Here is a 16,931-nt window from a genome sequence, read left to right on the forward strand (position 1 = left end):
GCCGGTGTTCCAGGCGCCGCCACGGCCGGAGCCGGAGGCCGAGACCCTGGTCTCGGCGGCGACCGACGCCAGCGTCAACGGCGCCTTCAACCTGCTGGCCCACACGGTCCTGACCCAGAACGCCCGCACGCTTGAGGATCTGGTCAAGGACATGCTCCGGCCGATGCTCAAGTCCTGGCTGGACGACAACCTGCCGGCCGTGGTCGAGCGGCTGGTCCGGGCCGAGATCGAGCGGGTCTCGCGCGGCCGCTGAGCGCCCTGCCCTCCGGCATCGGGCCTGCCCGGTGCCGGGCGCGTGTTGACGGACGCGGCCTGACGGTCGAAAGCGGGTCCAATCCTGTTGGACAAGCGTTCGGCCCATAACCGCGATGATGGACAAGACCTTCGAGCCCGCCTCTGTCGAGGCGCGGATCTCCGCCGCCTGGGCTGAGGCGGATGCCTTCCGCGCCGGCCGGCCCGAGCGCGCCGGCGCCCCGCCCTACTGCATCGTGATCCCGCCGCCGAACGTGACGGGCTCGCTGCATATGGGCCACGCCCTCAACAACACGCTCCAGGACGTGCTGTGCCGCTTCGAGCGCATGCGCGGCAAGGACGTGCTCTGGCAGCCCGGCACCGACCACGCCGGCATCGCCACCCAGATGGTGGTGGAGCGCCGGATGATGGAGCGCCAGGAGCCGGGCCGCCGGGAGATCGGCCGGGCCGCCTTCGTGGAGAAGGTCTGGGCCTGGAAGGCCGAATCCGGCGGCGCCATCGTCAACCAGCTCAAGCGGCTCGGCGCGTCCTGCGACTGGTCGCGCGAGCGCTTCACCATGGACGAGGGCCTGAGCCGCGCCGTGCTCAAGACCTTCGTGGACCTGCACCGCCAGGGCCTGATCTACCGCGACAAGCGGCTGGTGAACTGGGACCCGAAGTTCCAGACCGCGATTTCGGACCTCGAGGTCCAGCAGATCGAGACGAAGGGCCATCTCTGGCACTTCGACTATCCGATCGTCGACGCGAGCGGGGCGGAGACCGGCGAGGTCATCACGGTCGCGACCACCCGGCCCGAGACGATGCTGGGCGATACCGGCATCGCGGTCCACCCGGAGGATGCGCGCTACACGGCGCTGGTCGGCAAGCGGGTCCGCCTGCCGCTGGTCGGCCGCCTGATCCCGATCGTCGCCGACACCTATTCCGACCCCGAGAAGGGCACCGGCGCGGTCAAGATCACGCCCGCCCACGACTTCAACGACTTCGACGTCGGCCGGCGCTGCAACCTCGGGGTGATCAACATCCTCGACCCCGAGGGCCGGATGCTGCTCGACGGCAACGCCGCGTTCCTGGCCGACGCCTCGCCCGAGCCCGAGGCCCTGGCGCTGCACGGCCTCGACCGGGCGCAGGCCCGCAAGGAGGTCGTCGCCCTGATGGAGGCGCGTGGCCGTCTGCGCGCCGTCGAGCCCAACACCCACGCGGTGCCGCACGGCGACCGCTCGGGCGTGGTGATCGAGCCCTATCTCACCGATCAGTGGTACGTGAACGTGAAGCCGCTGGCCGAGCGCACGCTCCAGGCGGTGCGCGACGGCCAGACCAAGTTCGTCCCCGAGACCTACGAGAAGACCTTCTTCCAGTGGCTCACCAACATCGAGCCCTGGTGCATCTCGCGCCAGCTCTGGTGGGGCCACCAGATCCCGGTCTGGTACGATGACGACGGCGGGATCTTCGTGGCCGAGAGCGAGAAAGGGGCCCTCGCGCAGGCCGAGGCCAAGCACGGCCGCCCGGTCGCGCTGACCCGCGACGCGGACGTCCTCGACACGTGGTTCTCCTCCGCGCTCTGGCCGTTCTCGACGCTGGGCTGGCCGGATTCGACCCCGGAATTCGCCCGCTATTACCCGACCAACGCCCTGGTGACCGGCAAGGACATCCTGTTCTTCTGGGTCGCCCGGATGATGATGATGGGCCTGCACCTCACCGACCGGGCGCCGTTCGAGACGGTCTACCTGCACACGCTGGTGCGCGACGCCTCCGGCGCCAAGATGTCGAAGTCGAAGGGCAACGTCGTCGATCCCCTCGAGCTGATCGATCAGGTCGGGGCCGACGCCCTGCGCTTCACCCTGTGCGCGCTCGCGGTCCAGGGTCGCGACATCAAGCTCTCGGCCGACCGGGTCCAGAGCTACCGCAACTTCGCGACCAAGCTCTGGAACGCCGCCCGCTTCGCCGAGCTGAACGGCTGCCAGCTCGACCCGGCCTACGACCCACGGGCGATCACCGGGGCGATCAACCGCTGGGCGCTCACCGAGGCCGCCCGCGCCGTGGGCGAGGTGACGGCGGCCCTCGAAGCCTACCGGTTCAACGACGCGGCCGGCACCGCCTACCGCTTCGTCTGGAACATTTTTTGTGATTGGTACCTCGAACTCGCCAAGCCGGTGCTGCAGGGCGAAGGCGTCGATCCGGCCGTCCGGGCCGAGACCCAGGCGACGGTGGCGTTCCTGATCGATCAGGTCGCCAAGCTGCTGCATCCGTTCATGCCGTTCCTCACGGAGGAACTCTGGGCGATCAAGGGCGCCGCGATCCCCGAGCGCGGCCTCCTGGCGCTCGCCGCCTGGCCGGATCTTGCCGGGCTCGCGGATGCCGACGCCGAGGCCGAGGTCGGCTTCGTGGTCGACCTCGTAACCCAGGTTCGCTCGGCCCGCTCCGAGACCAGCGTCCCGGCCGCGGCGCAGATCCCCCTGGTGATGGTCGGGGCGTCCCCGGAGGTGCGGACCCGGGTCGAGGCCTGGCGGGACACGCTGCTGCGCCTGGCCCGGCTCTCGGAAATCACCTTTTCGGATACGCCGCCGAAGAACTCGGTGCAGCTCCTCGTGCGCGGCAGCGTCGCGGCCCTGCCCCTCGAAGGCATCGTCGACCTCGCCGGCGAGGTCGCGCGCCTGAAGAAGGAGCAGGGCAAGGCGCAGGGCGAGATCAAGAAGGTCGACGCCAAGCTCGGCAACGCCGACTTCGTCGCCCGCGCCCCCGAGGACATCATCGAGGAGAACCGCGAGCGCCGGGAGGCCGAGGCCGCGCGGCTCGTGAAGATCGAGGAGGCGCTGGCGCGGTTGAGCGGGGATTGATCGCTTCGCTCACCACATGCGCGTAATCTGCGTCCCTCTCGTGCGGGCATCCGCGGCATCGCAACGATGAACGGCTGAACGGCTGTCGAGCGCGGCTAGGCATGAAAATGGCGTCATATGATGCCATCATCGATGCCGCGCGGGGGAGAGCGTGATGCGGACGACGATCAACCTGGACGATGATTTGCTGGCCAAGGCGCAGCACTACACAGGCATCACTGAGAAATCGGAACTGGTCCGCGAAGCCCTGCGCGCGCTGGTCCAGCGTGAGGCGTCCCGGCGCATGATCCTGCTGGGGGGGAGCGATTCGAACGCCCAGGCCGGGACGCGCCGACGATCCGAACCGTGATCATCATCGATACGAACATCTGGATCGATCACCTCGCGGCGGCGGATCCATCCGTCACCGCAATCCTGACCGAGATGAGCCAGCGTGTTCATCCCTTCGTCATCGGCGAACTGGCGCTGGGCAGCGTCCGGGATCGCGAACGCATTATCGCGACCCTGGAAGACATGCCGTCGGCCGACGTCGCGGCCCACGACGGAGTCATGCCTTTGATCGCGGAGCACGCCTTGCACGGCCTCGGCATCGGCTATGTCGACGCGCATCTCCTGGCATCGGCGAAGCTGATGCCAGGCTCCCGAATTTGGACACGCGACAGACGCTTGGCTGCAGTGAGCGACCGGCTCGGGGTGTCGTACCGAGCGGTCCAGTAGGGCCGCAGCCCGGCGAGGCGTTTTCAGCGACGGGTGCCGAGGGGACCCACGAACGGGTTGGGCGCGCTCACGCTGCCATACGAATCGCTGTTCGAGCTGCCGAAACCGTCGCCCGTCGGGCCGCGCGGGTGGGTGGAATAGTCGGGCGGCACGTAGATCCCGGCCCGGCTCCGATAGCCGGGCTTCAGGTTGGCCGGGTTCCCGGGGGCAGCGCCGTCCTCGTAACGCCGCGTATCGACCTCCTCGATGGAATGGGACTTGGTCTTCGGAGGCTTCAGCTTGGTCCGATCGCCGACAGCCGGCTTTTCGTCGAAATAGTTTCGATAATCCGAGTACCGATCGGCTGCCAAAGCGCCGGTGACCGAACCCAAGAGCAGGACCACCGCAAACACCGTCTTCATCGCCCGATCCTCACGCATCTCACGCGACGCCAGCCGGCAGAGCCAAACGTTATGGCCGCCTGCCGTTCGATCGGAGTGTAGCGCCATCGCCCGAGCGCGCCGGTGACAGGTGGCACAAGCGAGGGACTTTTCGCGAATCGCCCTCCCGGCTCGGCGCTGCCGGGTCGCCGGCCGGGGGCCGGCCATGGCCGCCCCGCCCCCGGATCGGCGCACATGTCCAAACCGTAATTTGACCGCCACGCCGGGGTCAGGCGCCGCCCGTTAGACCGATCCCATCGACCGCCGCGTCCACCGGCGTCGCCCCGATCCGTTCGAAGAGGTTGCGATCCCCATGACCGAGACCCGTCCCCAAAGCTCGCTGTCCGGCCGGACCTCGCGCCGTGCCCTCGCCTCGGTGGCTGCCGCCGCGCTGATCGCCGGCGGTGCCCTCGGCACCACCCTGCCTTCCGTGACCCCCGCCTACGCCCAGGCCCTGCCAAAGACCCCGATCGAGGCTCCGGAGCATCCGCCGGGTTCGTTCGCCGGCATCGTCAACAAGGTGAAGCCGGGCGTCGTCTCGGTGAAGGTCAAGCTCGACGACTCGGCAAGCAGCGACGACGAGGACGGTCCCGGCCAGGGCTCCGGCCAGGGCCAGAACCTCCAGAACGTGCCGCCGCAGCTGCGTGAGTTCTTCCGCCGGTTCGGCCAGAACGGTCCGGGCGGCGGCCAGCCCCAGCCGCAGCAGCGCCAGGGCTCGCGCGGCGCGGTCGGCTCCGGCTTCATCATCTCGGCGGACGGCTACGTCGTGACCAACAACCACGTGGTCGATCACGCCAAGACCGTGCAGGTGACCCTCGACGACGGCCGTACCCTGGACGCGAAGGTGATCGGCAAGGATGCCAAGACCGACGTCGCGCTCCTGAAGATCAACGAGGGCTCGAACTTCCCCTACGTCCAGTTCGGCAAGACCGCCCCGCAGGTCGGCGACTGGGTGGTGGCGATCGGCAACCCGTTCGGCCTCGGCGGCACCGTCACGGCCGGCATCGTCTCGGCCCGCGGCCGCGACATCGGTGCGGGGCCCTATGACGACTTCCTGCAGATCGATGCCCCGATCAACAAGGGCAATTCCGGCGGCCCGACCTTCAACGTCAACGGCGAGGTGGTCGGCGTGAACACCGCCATCGCGTCCCCGTCGGGCGGCAGCGTCGGCTTGGCCTTCGCGATCCCGGCCGAGACCGTGCAGGCGGTGGTCGAGCAGCTCCGCACCGACGGCAAGGTCGCCCGCGGCTACCTCGGCGTGCAGATCCAGCCGGTGACGCAGGACATCGCCGACGGGCTCGGCCTCGACAAGGCGAAGGGCGCCCTCGTGGACCATGCCGAGAACGGCACCCCGGCGGCCCAGGCCGGGCTGAAGGCCGGCGACGTGATCGAGAAGGTCAACGGCGACACGGTGGACAGCGCCCGGGAGCTCTCGCGCCGGATCGCCGGCATGAAGCCCGGCGCCAAGGTCGAGCTGAGCTACCTCCGGGGCGGCAAGACCGACACCGCGACGGTGACGCTCGGCGCCATGCCCACCGACGGCACCAAGGTCGCCGCCCGCGAGGACGATTCGGGCAACGGCCAGCCACGGCTCGGCCTCAACCTCGCGCCGGCCGCCGATGTCGGCCTGTCCGAGCAGGGCGTCGCCGTCGTGCAGGTCGATCCCGACGGTCCGGCCGCCGCCAAGGGCATCGAGGCCGGCGACGTGATCCTGGACGTGGGTGGCCAGAGCGTGACCCGCCCCTCCGACGTCGCCGCGCAGATCCGCACGGCGGAGTCGAGCGGCCGCAAGGCGGTGCTGATGCGGGTGAAGAGCAGCAAGGGCCAGACCCGCTTCGTGGCGGTGTCCCTGAGCAAGAAGGCCGGCTGACGCCGGTTCAAACGCGGCGCGGGGTATCTTCATCCCTGCGCCGCTTAGTGGGTTCCTCCCGACTGACGCCGGCCGAACAGGCTGGCGTCTTTTTCCGTTCCGGCATCAGGTTCGCGGCGCCACCGGATGTGTCCCGGGCCTTTCGTCCCGCACCGTCATCGCGAACGGAGCGAAGCGACCTAGGGACCCGCCTCGTTCGTCGTGGGCGCGCGACAGTGAGTTGCTTCGCATCGCGCGCAATGACCGTGAGCGTGGCGGCAGACCTGTCAGATGGACGCCGGATCGGAGGGAAGTGGGATCCCGAGCCCCGGTCCCAACCGCGTGCGGCACTTGCCCAGCGATGCGAACGCCGCATTCGAATCACGGGCCAAACGCATCAAATCGCCAATCCTGGCCCGTCCGCGGGCAAAAGCGAAAAACACCGCGGCGATGTCGGGCTCGCCGTCCGGGGTGAGCGCCTCTGCGGCGAAGGCCGGGAGCGCCTGGTTGGCGGGGTCGCAGATCACCCGGAGGGCCGCGAAGGGCAGGCCATGGCGGCCCGCGAAGGCGGCGGCGACGTGGGATTCCATGTCGACGGCGGCGGCGCCGGTCAGGGCGCGCAGGTCCGCCTTGCCGTCGACCCCGAGAACGGCGGTGTCGACGCCCGCGAGGTCGGCCGGGATGACCCGGGGACCGATGCCCGCCAGGGCGTTGAGCAGCGTGGCGGAGAGATCGAGGTCGGCGGCGCGCCGGCCTTCCTCGCCGATGACCCCGGTACCCACCACCACGTCGCCGGGCTTCAGGGACGGGTCGAGGCCGCCCGCGATGCCGAAGCTGATCACCGCCCGGCAGCCGGGCTGCGGGCGCGCATCGAGGAGCTGACGCAGGCGGTGCGGGTTGCCGCCGGCTCCGACCGCCTCGACCCCCTCCCCGGCCGCGAGACGGCGCTCGCGGGCGAGACCGGTGACGGCGAGGACGGGCGCGGCAGGATCGATCATCGCGCGCTGGTGGACCAGTCCGGCGAGCTCCGCAAGGAGCCGCGAGCGCCGGGGTGCCGGCGCCGCGGGATCGTCGTCGGAGGAAGCCACGTTCGCAATACCGGGGTTCGCGGGCGGAAGGACTCTTGCGATCCGCTCCGGCGTCGTCCCGAACGGTGGCGCCGGCCCGAAGGTCGGCGCCGGGCGCGTCACATGCCGAACTGGACGCGCCGGCTGTTGGTGCGCTTCAGGTTGCGGAACCGCGCCATCGCCCAGAGCGGGAAGAACTTCGGGTAGCCATGGTACCGCAGGTAGAACACCCGCGGGAAGCCCGTGGCCGTGTAGCGCTCCTCGTTCCAGAATCCGTCCGCGCCCTGCGTGCGGGTCAGGAAGTTGATGCCGCGGGTCACGGCCGGGTCGTCGACCGCGCCGGCCGCCATCAGGGCCAGCAGCGCCCAGGCGGTCTGCGAGGCCGTGGACGAGCCCGCCTCGAAGGCCGGATCGATCTTGTAGGACGAGGCGTCCTCGCCCCAGCCGCCATCCGGGTTCTGGATCCGGATCAGCCAGGACACCGAGCGCTGGATCCGCGGATCGGCGGAATCGACCCCCGCGGCGTTGAGAGCGCACAGCACCGACCAGGTGCCGTAGATGAAGTTCATGCCCCAGCGGCCGTACCAGGAGCCGTCCTCCTCCTGGTCGTTGAGCAGGTAGTTCACGCCGCGGTCGAGCGCCCGGGAGGTCTCCCGGGTCTCACCGAGCTGCGCCAGCATCCCGACCACGCGGGCGGTCACGTCCGCAGTCGGCGGGTCGAGCAGCGCGCCGTGGTCGGAGAACGGGATGTGGTTGAGGTACATGTGGTTGTTGTCGGCGTCGAACGCCGCCCAGCCGCCGTCCTGCGACTGCAGGCCCTCGACCCATTCCCGGGCGCGGGCGATCGAGGCCTTGTAGTCCGGCATGCCGGCGACCAGCCCGTGCTGGTGCATGGCCCGGTCCATGGCCATCACCACCACAGCGGTGTCGTCGAGATCGGGGTAATGGGCGTTGGCGTACTGGAAGGCCCAGCCGCCGGGGCGGACCTTCGGCTTGCGCGCCGCCCAGTCGCCGACGATGTCGAGCACCTGGCGGGGCTTCAGCCAGTCGAGCCCGGCGCGGGCCTGGGCCTCGGCCTCGGGGCTGCCGGCCTCCAGGAGGGCGTGGGCGGCCAGCGCCGTATCCCAGACCGGGGAGACGCAGGGCTGGACGTAGGCCTCGTCGGCCTTCTCGACCACCAGCTTCTCGATGGCGTCGCAGGCGACGCGGACCTGCGGGTGATCGGAGCGGTAGCCCATCACCTCGTACATCAGCACCGAGTTGACCATGGCGGGGAAGATCGCCCCCAGGCCATCCTCGCCGTTCAGGCGCTCGCTGACCCAGGCGCGGGCCTTCTCCATGGCGCGCTGGCGGCTCTTGCGCGGCAGGCGGTCCTCGACCAGCTGCAGCATCCGGTCGATGAAGCCGAAGATCGGCGTCCACGGCCAAGTCGCGTGCGGGGAGCCCGGCCAGGTGCGGACGCTCTCGGGCGGCGTGATGAACAGCTCCTGGACGCTGATCCCGCGCGGGTTGCGGGCGCGCGGCTTGGTCGCCTGGAGCACGAACAGCGGCACCACGGTGGTGCGGGCCCAGTAGCTGATCTTGTCGAGGTGGAACGGGAACCACTTCGGCAGGAACATCACCTCCACGGGCATCACCGGCACGGCGCGCCAGGGCACCTCACCGTAGAGCGCCAGCATGAAGCGGGTGAAGACGTTGGCGTTGGCCGCGCCGCCGCGGGACAGGATCGCCTCCCGGGCCCGGCGCATGTACGGCGCCTCGATGTCCTCGCCGATCATCTTGAGGGCGAAATACGCCTTGACCGTGCAGCTCATGTCGAACGGCCCCTCGTGGACGAGGGCCCAGCCGCCGTGCCGGCCTTGGGTGCGGCGCAGGTAGTTGCCGATCTTGGCCTCGAGGCCTTCGGGCACGGGCGTGCCGCGGAAGTGGTGGAACAGGACGTATTCGGACGGAATCGTGGCATCCGCCTCGAGTTCGAAGCAGATATGCCCGTCATCGTGCGCCAGGTTGATCAGCGCGCGCGTCGCCTGCGCCACGCCGCGCTCGACGTCGTCGAGCGAGATCCCCTGGGTCTTCGAGCGCTGAAGCGGCTCGACCTTGCTTACGGCCTCTCTCATGGTCCTCGCCTCGAACGGCCGCTGCGTTGCGGCCGCCATGCCTCAAGCGGCGCCCAATGCGCCCGATACCGGCGCGCGTAACCCGCCGCGCACGGACGATCCGTGACGCAGCGCACGCGCGGCCGTCTTGCCCGAACGGATCGCTCCCTCGATCGTCGATGGCAGACCGGTGGCGGTCCAATCGCCTGCCAGGACGAGATTCTCGTAGGCGGTTTCGGACCCCGAGCGACGCGCGGCCTCGGCCGGCGTCGCCGCGAAGGTCGCACGCTTCTCCTTTACGATCTGCCAGCTGGGCAGTTCCGGGGCAAGACTGCACAACTGTGCGATCTCACCCCAGATCTGGCGGGCGAGGTCTTCCCGGGGCACGTCGAGGAGCCGGTCGGCACCGCTAATCGTGACCGAGTACCGGTCCGGATAGGCGAAAAGCCACTCCGTCAGGGCGTTTACGACGCCGAGGACCAGCGGGCCGCCGGGCTTCGGTGCAAGGGCGAAATGCGCGTTCACGATAGATCGGAATTCCACCGGGGCGAGGAGACCCGGCAACACCTCCCGGGCGACCCAGGGCGGCAGGGCGAGCACGATTCCGTCGTCGGGGCCGATCGCCTCCGGGCCGTCGGAGAACAGCAGCTGCCCGATTCGGCCGTCGGCGCCGTCGAGGCCGCGCAGGCGTCGGCCGACGCGGATCTCGCAGCCGCGGGCGCTCAGGTAGCGCAGGGCCGGGTCCACGAAGGCGTAGGACAGGCCCTCCACCGCCACCAGCGGGCGGCAGGCCTTGCCGCCGGCGCCGAGGGTCTCGCGCAGGATCCGGGCGGCCAGCCCGACATCGCTGTCCCGCGGCTCGGTGTTGAGCGCGGCCAGGAGGACCGGGTGCCAGAGCCGGGCGTAGAGGTCGCCCTCGCAGGCCATGCTGTCGCCGATCGTGCCCCCGGCGCCCTCGGGCTTGCCGGAGGCCGCGCGCAGGATTCCCAGCGGGGCGAGATAATCGCGGGCGCGGGTGCCGGGGACGCGGCGCGACGGGCTCATCACCCACCAGGGCAGCCGCCCGGCATTGGGGCGCAGGCACCAGCGTTCGCCGGTCTTCAGGTCGGCGAAGTCGAACGCCGCCTCGTCGGGTCCGGCGAGGGCGTCGGCGGGGGCGCCGACGGTCTTGAGGAAGCCCAGGGCGTCGGCGTTGCCCGACAGCAGCAGGTGGTTGCCGTTGTCGATCGTCAGGCCCAGCGACGGGTCGTAATAGGAGCGACAGCGCCCGCCGGCCTGCTTGGCGGCCTCGTGCAGCACCACCCGGGCACCGGTCTCGGCCAGCGCGACGGCGGCGGAGAGGCCGGCCAGCCCGGCCCCGACGACGTGGACGGTTCCCATCAGACCAGACCGTGCCGGAGGACGACGGCGAGCAGCGCCAGCTTGCCGGGCTTGACCCGGGCGCGGGGCATCGCCCAGCCGCGCTCGAGCACCGCCTTCAGGTAGAGGTGATAGGCGGCGGCCATCAGCCGGGCGGCCTTGGTCGCCTTGCGGGGGCTGCGCCGGATGATCTCCCAGGTCGCCTGGTAATGATCCTCCGCCTCCCGCGCGAGCGAGATGCAGACCTCGCCGATGCGCGGATGGCCGACCGCCTGCGCCGGGGTGGGATCGGCCAGCCCGATGGCGGCCAGCTTCTCGCGGGGCAGGTAGAGGCGACCGCGCTCGGCATCCTCGTCGATGTCCCGGAGGATGTTGGTGAGCTGGAGCGCCCGGCCCTGGTGCCAGGCGAGCCGGATCCCGTCCGCCTCCGGCATGCCGAAGATCCGCACCGACAGGCGGCCGACTGCGCTGGCGACCCGGTCGCAATAGAGGTCGAGGGTCTCGGCATCCGGAGCGACGATGTCCGCGACGGCATCCATGGCCATGCCGTCGATCACCGCCTGGAAGTCCTCGCGCTTCAGGTCGTAGCGGCGCACCGGCTCGACGAGGTCGCGCACCCGCGCGGCCGGACGGCCGGCATAGAGGGCGTCGATGTCGGCGCGCCAGCGATCGAGCTCGACCTGCCGCACCGCCCGCGCCCCGCCATCGTCGGCCACGTCGTCGACGGAGCGGCAGAAGGCGTAGACGGCATACATCGCCTCGCGCCGCTCCTTCGGGAGCAGGCGCATGGCGGTATAGAACGACGAGCCGGCGGCCGGCAGGGCCGGGGCGGCCGCGTCCTGATCGGTGATGGGGGTCGCGGTGGCGCTCACGAGCGGATTCCCTGAGCCGCGCCCCGCACGATCCGGCCCCGGAAGGGCCGGCGCGCCAGGGTGGCGGCGACGCCGCCGAGCGCGGTGAGGGCGAAGGCGGCCTTGCCGTGATGGACTTTGTCCGAGAGCGGATCGCGCGTGGTCAGACCCTTGGCGAGCACCACGGCGAGCCGGTGGATCGCGGCGATCTCCAGGGACAGCCGCAGGTCGTCGATCAGGTCCGGCAGGGCCGAGCCCTCGTCGAGGAGGTCGAGGCAGCGTTGCGCCAGCTCGGCGATCACCGCCCGGAGCTGCGGGGTCGCCTTCGGGGCGCCCAGCATCGCCACGGTCGCGCCGTGCCGGTCGAGCGTGTCGTGCGGGATGTAGACCCGGTCGAGCCCCGAAAAATCCTTGCCGCAATCCTGGAGGTGATTGATGATCTGGAGCGCCGCGCAGATCGCGTCGGAGGCCTTATAGACCCGGGCCGGATCCTCGCCGTGCACGTCGAGCACGAAGCGCCCGACCGGCATCGCCGAGTAGCGGCAGTAATAGATCAGCTCGTCCCAGTTCGCCGTACGGTTCTTGCGCGCGTCCATCCGGAACGCGTCGAGCAGTTCGAGCGCGTGGCGGGGCGGCAGGCCGCGGGCGGCGAGTTCGCGCTTGAGCGGCTCGGCCTCCGGATCGGAGGGGCCGGCGCCGGTGAGCGCGTCGGCCAGCTGGTCGAGCAGCGCGAGCTTGCGCTCGGACGCGAGTTCCGTGTGGTCGGCCACGTCGTCGCCGGCGCGGACGAAGTTGTAGAACGCCAGGATCGCCCCGCGGTGGCGCGGATGGATCAGGTGCGAGGCGACCGGAAAGTTCTCGTCGCGGTGCCCCTTGCCGGAGCGTGCCGCGGTCGCGGTGTCGAGCTTGCTCATCCGAGATACCCGGCCTGGCGGAACCACGCGATCGCGTCGGACAGGCCCTCGCGATAGGGGCGTGCCGTATAGCCCAGTTCCGCCCGGGCTTTCTTGTCGGAAAAAAACATCCGGTAGCGGGACATGCGGATGCCGTCGATCGTGGCGAACGGCTGGCGACCGGTGACCCGGGCGGCGAGCTGCGCGAAGAACGCCACCGGGTAGACCGCGGCCCGCGGCAGGTTCACGGTCGGGGGCTTGCGCCCGACCATGCCGGCGATGTCGGCGAGCATCTGCGACAGGAACACGTCCTCGCCGCCCAGGATGTAGCGCTCGCCGATCCGCCCCTTGCGGAGCGCCAGCAGGTGGCCGTGGGCCACGTCGTCGACATGGGCGAGGTTGAGCCCGGTATCCACGAAGGCCGGCATCTTGCCCAGCGCCGCCTCCTGGATGATCCGGCCGGTGGGCGTCGGCTTCACGTCCCGGGGGCCGATCGGGGTCGACGGGTTGACGATCACCGCCTGCAACCCGTCCCGGGCGATCATCTCCTCGACCACGCGCTCGGCCACGACCTTGCTGCGCTTGTAGGCGCCGATGGCCGTCTCGGGCGTCAGCGGCATGGTCTCGTCGGAGGGCGTGACCCCGTCGGCCGGCGGCTTGATGGTGGCGACGCTCGACGTGTAGACCACCCGCTCGACGCCCGCATCGAGGGCCGCGCGCATCATCAGGCGGGTGCCGTCGCGGTTGGTGCGAACGATCTCCTCCATATCCGGCGCCCAGAGCCGGTAATCGGCCGCGGCGTGGATCAGGTAGCGCTGGCCGCGCAGGGCGGCGGCCACGGCCGCCGGGTCGCGCATGTCCCCTTCGGCGATCTCGACATCGGTCCAGGTCAGGTTCCGGCGCGGGCTCGTGGCGCGCACGAGGATGCGCACCGGGAAGCCCGCCCGGCGGAACACGTCGACCAGGGCTGAACCGAGGAACCCGCTCGCGCCAGTGATCAGCACGGGGCCGACCTCGGACGGGCCGGAGGAAGTGGCCTCTACCATCGCGTGTCTAAAGCGTTGCGGGATGCCGGCGCGGGCGGGGGACCCCGCCGCGCCGCGCTTGTGTCATCGAACCGCCTGAGCGGCAAGCGAGGGGTAGAATCGGTTTGCTCGGAGCCGCTGCGCGGCACTCATCATGCTGGATCCCGGGTCGCATTCCGCTGACGCTCCATGCGCCCGGGAAAAGGCGTCGCGTTCGACCCTGCACCACCCCTTTCCCGGACAGGTGAAGCGCAGCGGAACCTGATCCGGGACCGAGCACAGGAATCGCCGCGATGCGGCACTGCCACGTCTCGCTAATCCGCAGACAACGCGCCCCGGAAAGCTGCCTTGTCACGTCGCACCCGGCCTGGATCAGGCCAGGCGCAGGCGCGAGCGGCCTTCCTTGCGCTCCGGCAGGGTGGCCAGCGCGGTCTTGACGATGGTTGCGGCGTCGAGGCCGGCCTCGGCGTACATCTTCTCCGGGCTGTCGTGGTCCTGGTACAGGTCCGGCAGCGTCAGGGTCCGCACCCGGACGCGCCCGGCATCCAGCGCGCCCTTCTCGGACAGCAGGTGCAGCACCATCGCCCCGAACCCGCCGCGCGAGCCCTCCTCGATCGTGATCAGAACCTCGTGGCTCTGCGCCAGGTCCAGGATCAGCGCCTCGTCCAGCGGCTTGGCAAAGCGCGCATCCGCCACGCTCACCGCCACGCCCTGCTCCGAGAGTGTATCCGCCGCCTTCAAGGCCTCCGATAGCCGCGTGCCGAGGCTGAGGATCGCCACCCGCGCCTCCGGGTCCCGGCGGACCATCCGGCCCTTGCCGATCGCCAGGACGTCGCCCCGCTCCGGCAATTCGACGCCGACGCCCTCGCCGCGCGGGTAGCGCAGCGCGATCGGGCCGCTGTCATGGGCGTGCGCCGTCGCCACCATGTGCACCAGCTCGGCCTCGTCGGAGGCCGCCATCACGGTCATGTTCGGCAGGCAGCACAGGTAGGCCAGGTCGAACGCGCCGGCATGCGTCGCCCCGTCGGCGCCGACCAGCCCGGCCCGGTCCAGGCAGAACCGCACCGGCAGGTTCTGCAGCGCCACGTCGTGCACGACCTGGTCGTAGGCCCGCTGCAGGAAGGTCGAGTAGATCGCCACGAACGGCCGGTAGCCCTCGGTGGCCAAGCCGCCGGCAAACGTCACCGCGTGCTGCTCGGCGATGCCGACGTCGAAGGTTTTTTCGGGGTGGGCTTTCCCAAAGAGATCGATGCCGGTGCCGCCCGGCATCGCCGCGGTGATCGCCACGACCTTGTCGTCGGCGTCGGCCGCCTTGATCAGGCTCTCGCCGAACACCCTTGTGTAGGCCGGCGCGTTGGGCTTGGCCTTCGCCTGGACCCCCGAGACCACGTCGAACTTGACCACGCCGTGGTAGCGGTCGGCCGAGGCCTCGGCCGGGGCGTAGCCCTTGCCCTTGCGGGTGACGACGTGGAGCAGGATCGGGCCGTGCTCGGCGTCGCGGACGTTCTTCAGGACGGGCAGCAGCTGGTCGAGGTTGTGCCCGTCGACCGGGCCGACATAGTGAAAACCCATCTCCTCGAACATCGTGCCGCCGCCCACCACCAGGGAGCGGGCGTACTCTTCGGCGGCCGCCGCGCGCTGGTAGAGCGCCTTGGGTAGAAGCTTGCCGAGCTGCTTGGCGGTCTCGCGCAGGGACTGGTAGGTGCCGCCCGAGGCCAGGCGAGCGAGATAGCCCGACATCGCGCCGACCGGCGGGGCGATCGACATGTCGTTGTCGTTGAGGATGACGATCAGGCGCGAATGCAGGGCGCCGGCGTTGTTCATGGCCTCGTAGGCCATGCCGGCCGACATCGAGCCGTCGCCGATCACCGCGATGGCGTTGCGGCGCTTGGGTGTCCGGCCCTTGGCCTTGGCGGCGTCGGCGTCGAGGTCGCGGGCGACCGCCATGCCGAGCGCGGCCGAGATCGAGGTCGAGGAATGGGCGGCGCCGAACGGGTCGTAGGCGCTCTCGGAGCGCTTGGTGAAGCCGGACAGGCCGCCCCCCTGGCGCAGCGTCCGGATGCGGTCGCGGCGCCCGGTCAGGATCTTGTGCGGGTAGCACTGGTGGCCGACGTCCCAGACGATGCGGTCGTCGGGGGTGTCGAACACGTGGTGCAGGGCGACCGTGAGCTCGACCACGCCGAGCCCGGAGCCGAGATGGCCGCCGGTGATCGACACCGCGTCGATCATCTCGGCCCGCACCGCGTCCGCCACCGCCTGCAACTCGGATTCGGGAAGCTGCCGAAGCGCCGCAGGCTCCGGGATACGGTCGAGCAACGCCGCGTGGTCAGAGGATATCGCCAAGGGAAGCATCCGCTCGTTCGAGTGTGGTAACGGCCCCGTCACGCGGGCTTCCGAAAAAGGGGTCTCGCCGTCACGACGCCAGCGCCCGGGGGTCACGCGTTCATGCTAGAACCGACCCGACCGTCGCTGTCATGATAGTGCCACGTACGAACGATCGGCGGCGCGATCAATGTCCGATCGACGTTTTTTCCAGTCACGTGCCCTTACCGCCACATGAGGTCCGCTCTTGAGCCCGGCTCGTCTGTGCATCATTTCGCTCATGCTGGCGATTACCCCCGCCGGCCAAGCTTTTGCCGGCCAAGCTTACGCCAGTCCTCGGCCGCCGGACGGCAACCTCGATTTCCCGTGCAACTTCCTGGGCGCCTGCCCGCCGCGGGTCCAGCCCGGCGGTCCGGACCGCGACGCCCGGCCCTTCACGGGGAGCCTCGGCCGCCCCTGCGCGTGGCGCGACCGTCCGACCCCGGAGGGTCCCCGGCGGGTGCGGGTATGCTGGTAGCGCTGCCCCGGGGGGCGTGTGCCGCGGCGCTCGCCGTCCTCGCCCTGTCGGCGCCGGCCCGATCCCAGGAGACCTGCCCGGCGCTGTTCGCCGGCGGGCTCGCGCCGGTCCTGACGAACGCAAAGCTCGCCGCCCGCACGGTGCCACTCTGCTTCGAAGCCTTCGCGGTCCTGCATTCGGGGGTGACGCGCACGCCGCTCTATTCCGCCGAGCACCTCACCCGGGCCAGCGTCGCCGACGCCCGCACGGTCGCCCGCGACGACGCGTTCCACGAGGAGGCGCGGCTGCCGGATGCCGAGCGCGCATCCCTGGAGGATTACGTCCGCAGCGGCTTCGACCGCGGACACCTCGCCCCGGCGGGCGACATGCCGACCCTGACCGCCCAGGCCGAATCGTTCAGCCTGGCCAACATCGTGCCGCAGAACCGGGCGCTCAACCGCGGGCTCTGGGCCGACATCGAGGAGGGCACCCGGCGGCTGGCGAGCCGGCGCGGCGCACTCTTCGTCGTCACCGGGGTGATCTTCTCCGGGGACGCGGTCCAGCAGATCAAGGGCGGGGTTCTGGTGCCCACCCAATTGTTCAAGGCGCTCTACGACCCGGCCAGCGGCGAGGCCGGCGCCTACCTGGCCCGCAACGACGACGCCCGGGACTGGCGCGCGGTCTCGATCGACGACCTCACCCGCGAGGCCGGGATCGACGTGTTCCCGGCCCTGCCGCCCGCCGCCCGGGC

Annotated in this window: 15 protein-coding genes; 7 read left to right on the top strand and 8 right to left on the bottom strand. The window is 70.6% G+C overall.

Annotation, left to right across the window (positions count from 1 at the left end):
- The 4 genes from FV228_RS06935 to FV228_RS06950 all read left to right on the top strand — a co-directional run.
- Positions 1 to 253: DUF2497 domain-containing protein (locus FV228_RS06935; RefSeq protein WP_147853924.1), on the top strand; the 253-nt coding region annotated here is incomplete at its 5' end.
- 115 nt (positions 254 to 368) lie between these two features.
- Positions 369 to 3,086 carry a valine--tRNA ligase gene (locus FV228_RS06940; RefSeq protein ID WP_147853925.1) on the top strand — a complete coding sequence of 906 codons (2,718 nt, stop codon included), beginning with the start codon at positions 369 to 371 and terminating at the stop codon, positions 3,084 to 3,086.
- Between the two features lie 154 nt (positions 3,087 to 3,240).
- Entirely contained in the window at positions 3,241 to 3,435 is a 195-nt protein-coding gene (locus FV228_RS06945; protein WP_147853926.1) for a type II toxin-antitoxin system VapB family antitoxin, read from the top strand.
- Positions 3,432 to 3,803 carry a type II toxin-antitoxin system VapC family toxin gene (locus FV228_RS06950; protein ID WP_147853927.1) on the top strand — a complete coding sequence of 124 codons (372 nt, stop codon included), beginning with the start codon at positions 3,432 to 3,434 and terminating at the stop codon, positions 3,801 to 3,803. The genes FV228_RS06945 and FV228_RS06950 overlap by 4 nt, the downstream gene beginning before the upstream one ends.
- 23 nt (positions 3,804 to 3,826) lie before the next feature.
- Here the strand turns inward: FV228_RS06950 and FV228_RS06955 are convergent, their stop codons facing one another.
- Positions 3,827 to 4,204 carry a hypothetical protein gene (locus tag FV228_RS06955; protein WP_147853928.1) on the bottom strand — a complete coding sequence of 126 codons (378 nt, stop codon included), beginning with the start codon at positions 4,202 to 4,204 and terminating at the stop codon, positions 3,827 to 3,829.
- 331 nt (positions 4,205 to 4,535) lie between these two features.
- On the opposite strand from FV228_RS06955, the gene FV228_RS06960 reads away from it, so the two are divergent.
- Positions 4,536 to 6,092 carry a Do family serine endopeptidase gene (locus tag FV228_RS06960; protein WP_147853929.1) on the top strand — a complete coding sequence of 519 codons (1,557 nt, stop codon included), beginning with the start codon at positions 4,536 to 4,538 and terminating at the stop codon, positions 6,090 to 6,092.
- Positions 6,093 to 6,358: 266 nt separating this feature from the next.
- On the opposite strand, the gene FV228_RS06965 is transcribed toward FV228_RS06960, so the two are convergent.
- From FV228_RS06965 to dxs, 7 genes are all read right to left on the bottom strand, one after another.
- The gene (locus FV228_RS06965; RefSeq protein WP_147853930.1) at positions 6,359 to 7,159 is read right to left on the bottom strand and encodes a phosphorylase; all 801 of its coding nucleotides are present in this window, start codon (positions 7,157 to 7,159) and stop codon (positions 6,359 to 6,361) included.
- 98 nt (positions 7,160 to 7,257) lie between these two features.
- Complete coding sequence (shc, locus tag FV228_RS06970; protein ID WP_147853931.1) at positions 7,258 to 9,255, bottom strand: squalene--hopene cyclase; 1,998 nt, start codon at positions 9,253 to 9,255, stop codon at positions 7,258 to 7,260.
- A gap of 42 nt (positions 9,256 to 9,297) precedes the next feature.
- Positions 9,298 to 10,614, bottom strand: coding sequence for a hydroxysqualene dehydroxylase HpnE (gene hpnE, locus FV228_RS06975; RefSeq protein ID WP_147853932.1), 1,317 nt, complete (start codon positions 10,612 to 10,614; stop codon positions 9,298 to 9,300).
- Positions 10,614 to 11,465, bottom strand: a complete 852-nt coding sequence (gene hpnD / locus FV228_RS06980; RefSeq protein ID WP_147853933.1) for a presqualene diphosphate synthase HpnD — start codon at positions 11,463 to 11,465, stop codon at positions 10,614 to 10,616. The genes hpnE and hpnD overlap by 1 nt, the downstream gene beginning before the upstream one ends.
- A complete protein-coding gene (gene hpnC, locus FV228_RS06985; RefSeq protein WP_147853934.1) occupies positions 11,462 to 12,358 on the bottom strand; it encodes a squalene synthase HpnC in 897 nt (298 codons plus the stop codon). The genes hpnD and hpnC overlap by 4 nt, the downstream gene beginning before the upstream one ends.
- Positions 12,355 to 13,383: a hopanoid-associated sugar epimerase gene (hpnA, locus tag FV228_RS06990; protein WP_147853935.1), complete on the bottom strand. Its 1,029-nt coding sequence runs from the start codon at positions 13,381 to 13,383 to the stop codon at positions 12,355 to 12,357. The genes hpnC and hpnA overlap by 4 nt, the downstream gene beginning before the upstream one ends.
- 351 nt (positions 13,384 to 13,734) lie before the next feature.
- Positions 13,735 to 15,714 (bottom strand): 1-deoxy-D-xylulose-5-phosphate synthase, encoded by a 1,980-nt coding sequence (dxs, locus tag FV228_RS06995; RefSeq protein WP_147853936.1) that lies wholly within the window; start codon positions 15,712 to 15,714, stop codon positions 13,735 to 13,737.
- A gap of 250 nt (positions 15,715 to 15,964) precedes the next feature.
- Here dxs and FV228_RS34890 point away from each other — a divergent pair, with 250 nt between their 5' ends.
- Both FV228_RS34890 and FV228_RS07005 read left to right on the top strand, forming a co-directional pair.
- Entirely contained in the window at positions 15,965 to 16,201 is a 237-nt protein-coding gene (locus FV228_RS34890; protein ID WP_147853937.1) for a hypothetical protein, read from the top strand.
- On the top strand, positions 16,192 to 16,931 hold a 740-nt coding region (locus FV228_RS07005; protein WP_147853938.1), incomplete at its 3' end, for a DNA/RNA non-specific endonuclease. The genes FV228_RS34890 and FV228_RS07005, both read left to right, overlap by 10 nt.

The sequence above is a fragment of the Methylobacterium sp. WL18 genome, from assembly GCF_008040015.1.
GTDB lineage: Bacteria > Pseudomonadota > Alphaproteobacteria > Rhizobiales > Beijerinckiaceae > Methylobacterium > Methylobacterium mesophilicum.

Bases quoted from the DNA above. Each gene is read 5' to 3' on its own strand.
- FV228_RS06940 (WP_147853925.1), top strand. From the start codon at position 369: ATGATGGACAAGACCTTCGAGCCCGCCTCTGTCGAGGCGCGGATCTCC.
- FV228_RS06945 (WP_147853926.1), top strand. From the start codon at position 3,241: ATGCGGACGACGATCAACCTGGACGATGATTTGCTGGCCAAGGCGCAG.
- FV228_RS06955 (WP_147853928.1), bottom strand. From the start codon at position 4,204: ATGAAGACGGTGTTTGCGGTGGTCCTGCTCTTGGGTTCGGTCACCGGC.
- FV228_RS06960 (WP_147853929.1), top strand. From the start codon at position 4,536: ATGACCGAGACCCGTCCCCAAAGCTCGCTGTCCGGCCGGACCTCGCGC.
- shc (WP_147853931.1), bottom strand. From the start codon at position 9,255: ATGAGAGAGGCCGTAAGCAAGGTCGAGCCGCTTCAGCGCTCGAAGACC.
- hpnE (WP_147853932.1), bottom strand. From the start codon at position 10,614: ATGGGAACCGTCCACGTCGTCGGGGCCGGGCTGGCCGGCCTCTCCGCC.
- hpnC (WP_147853934.1), bottom strand. From the start codon at position 12,358: ATGAGCAAGCTCGACACCGCGACCGCGGCACGCTCCGGCAAGGGGCAC.
- hpnA (WP_147853935.1), bottom strand. From the start codon at position 13,383: ATGGTAGAGGCCACTTCCTCCGGCCCGTCCGAGGTCGGCCCCGTGCTG.
- dxs (WP_147853936.1), bottom strand. From the start codon at position 15,714: ATGCTTCCCTTGGCGATATCCTCTGACCACGCGGCGTTGCTCGACCGT.
- FV228_RS34890 (WP_147853937.1), top strand. From the start codon at position 15,965: ATGCTGGCGATTACCCCCGCCGGCCAAGCTTTTGCCGGCCAAGCTTAC.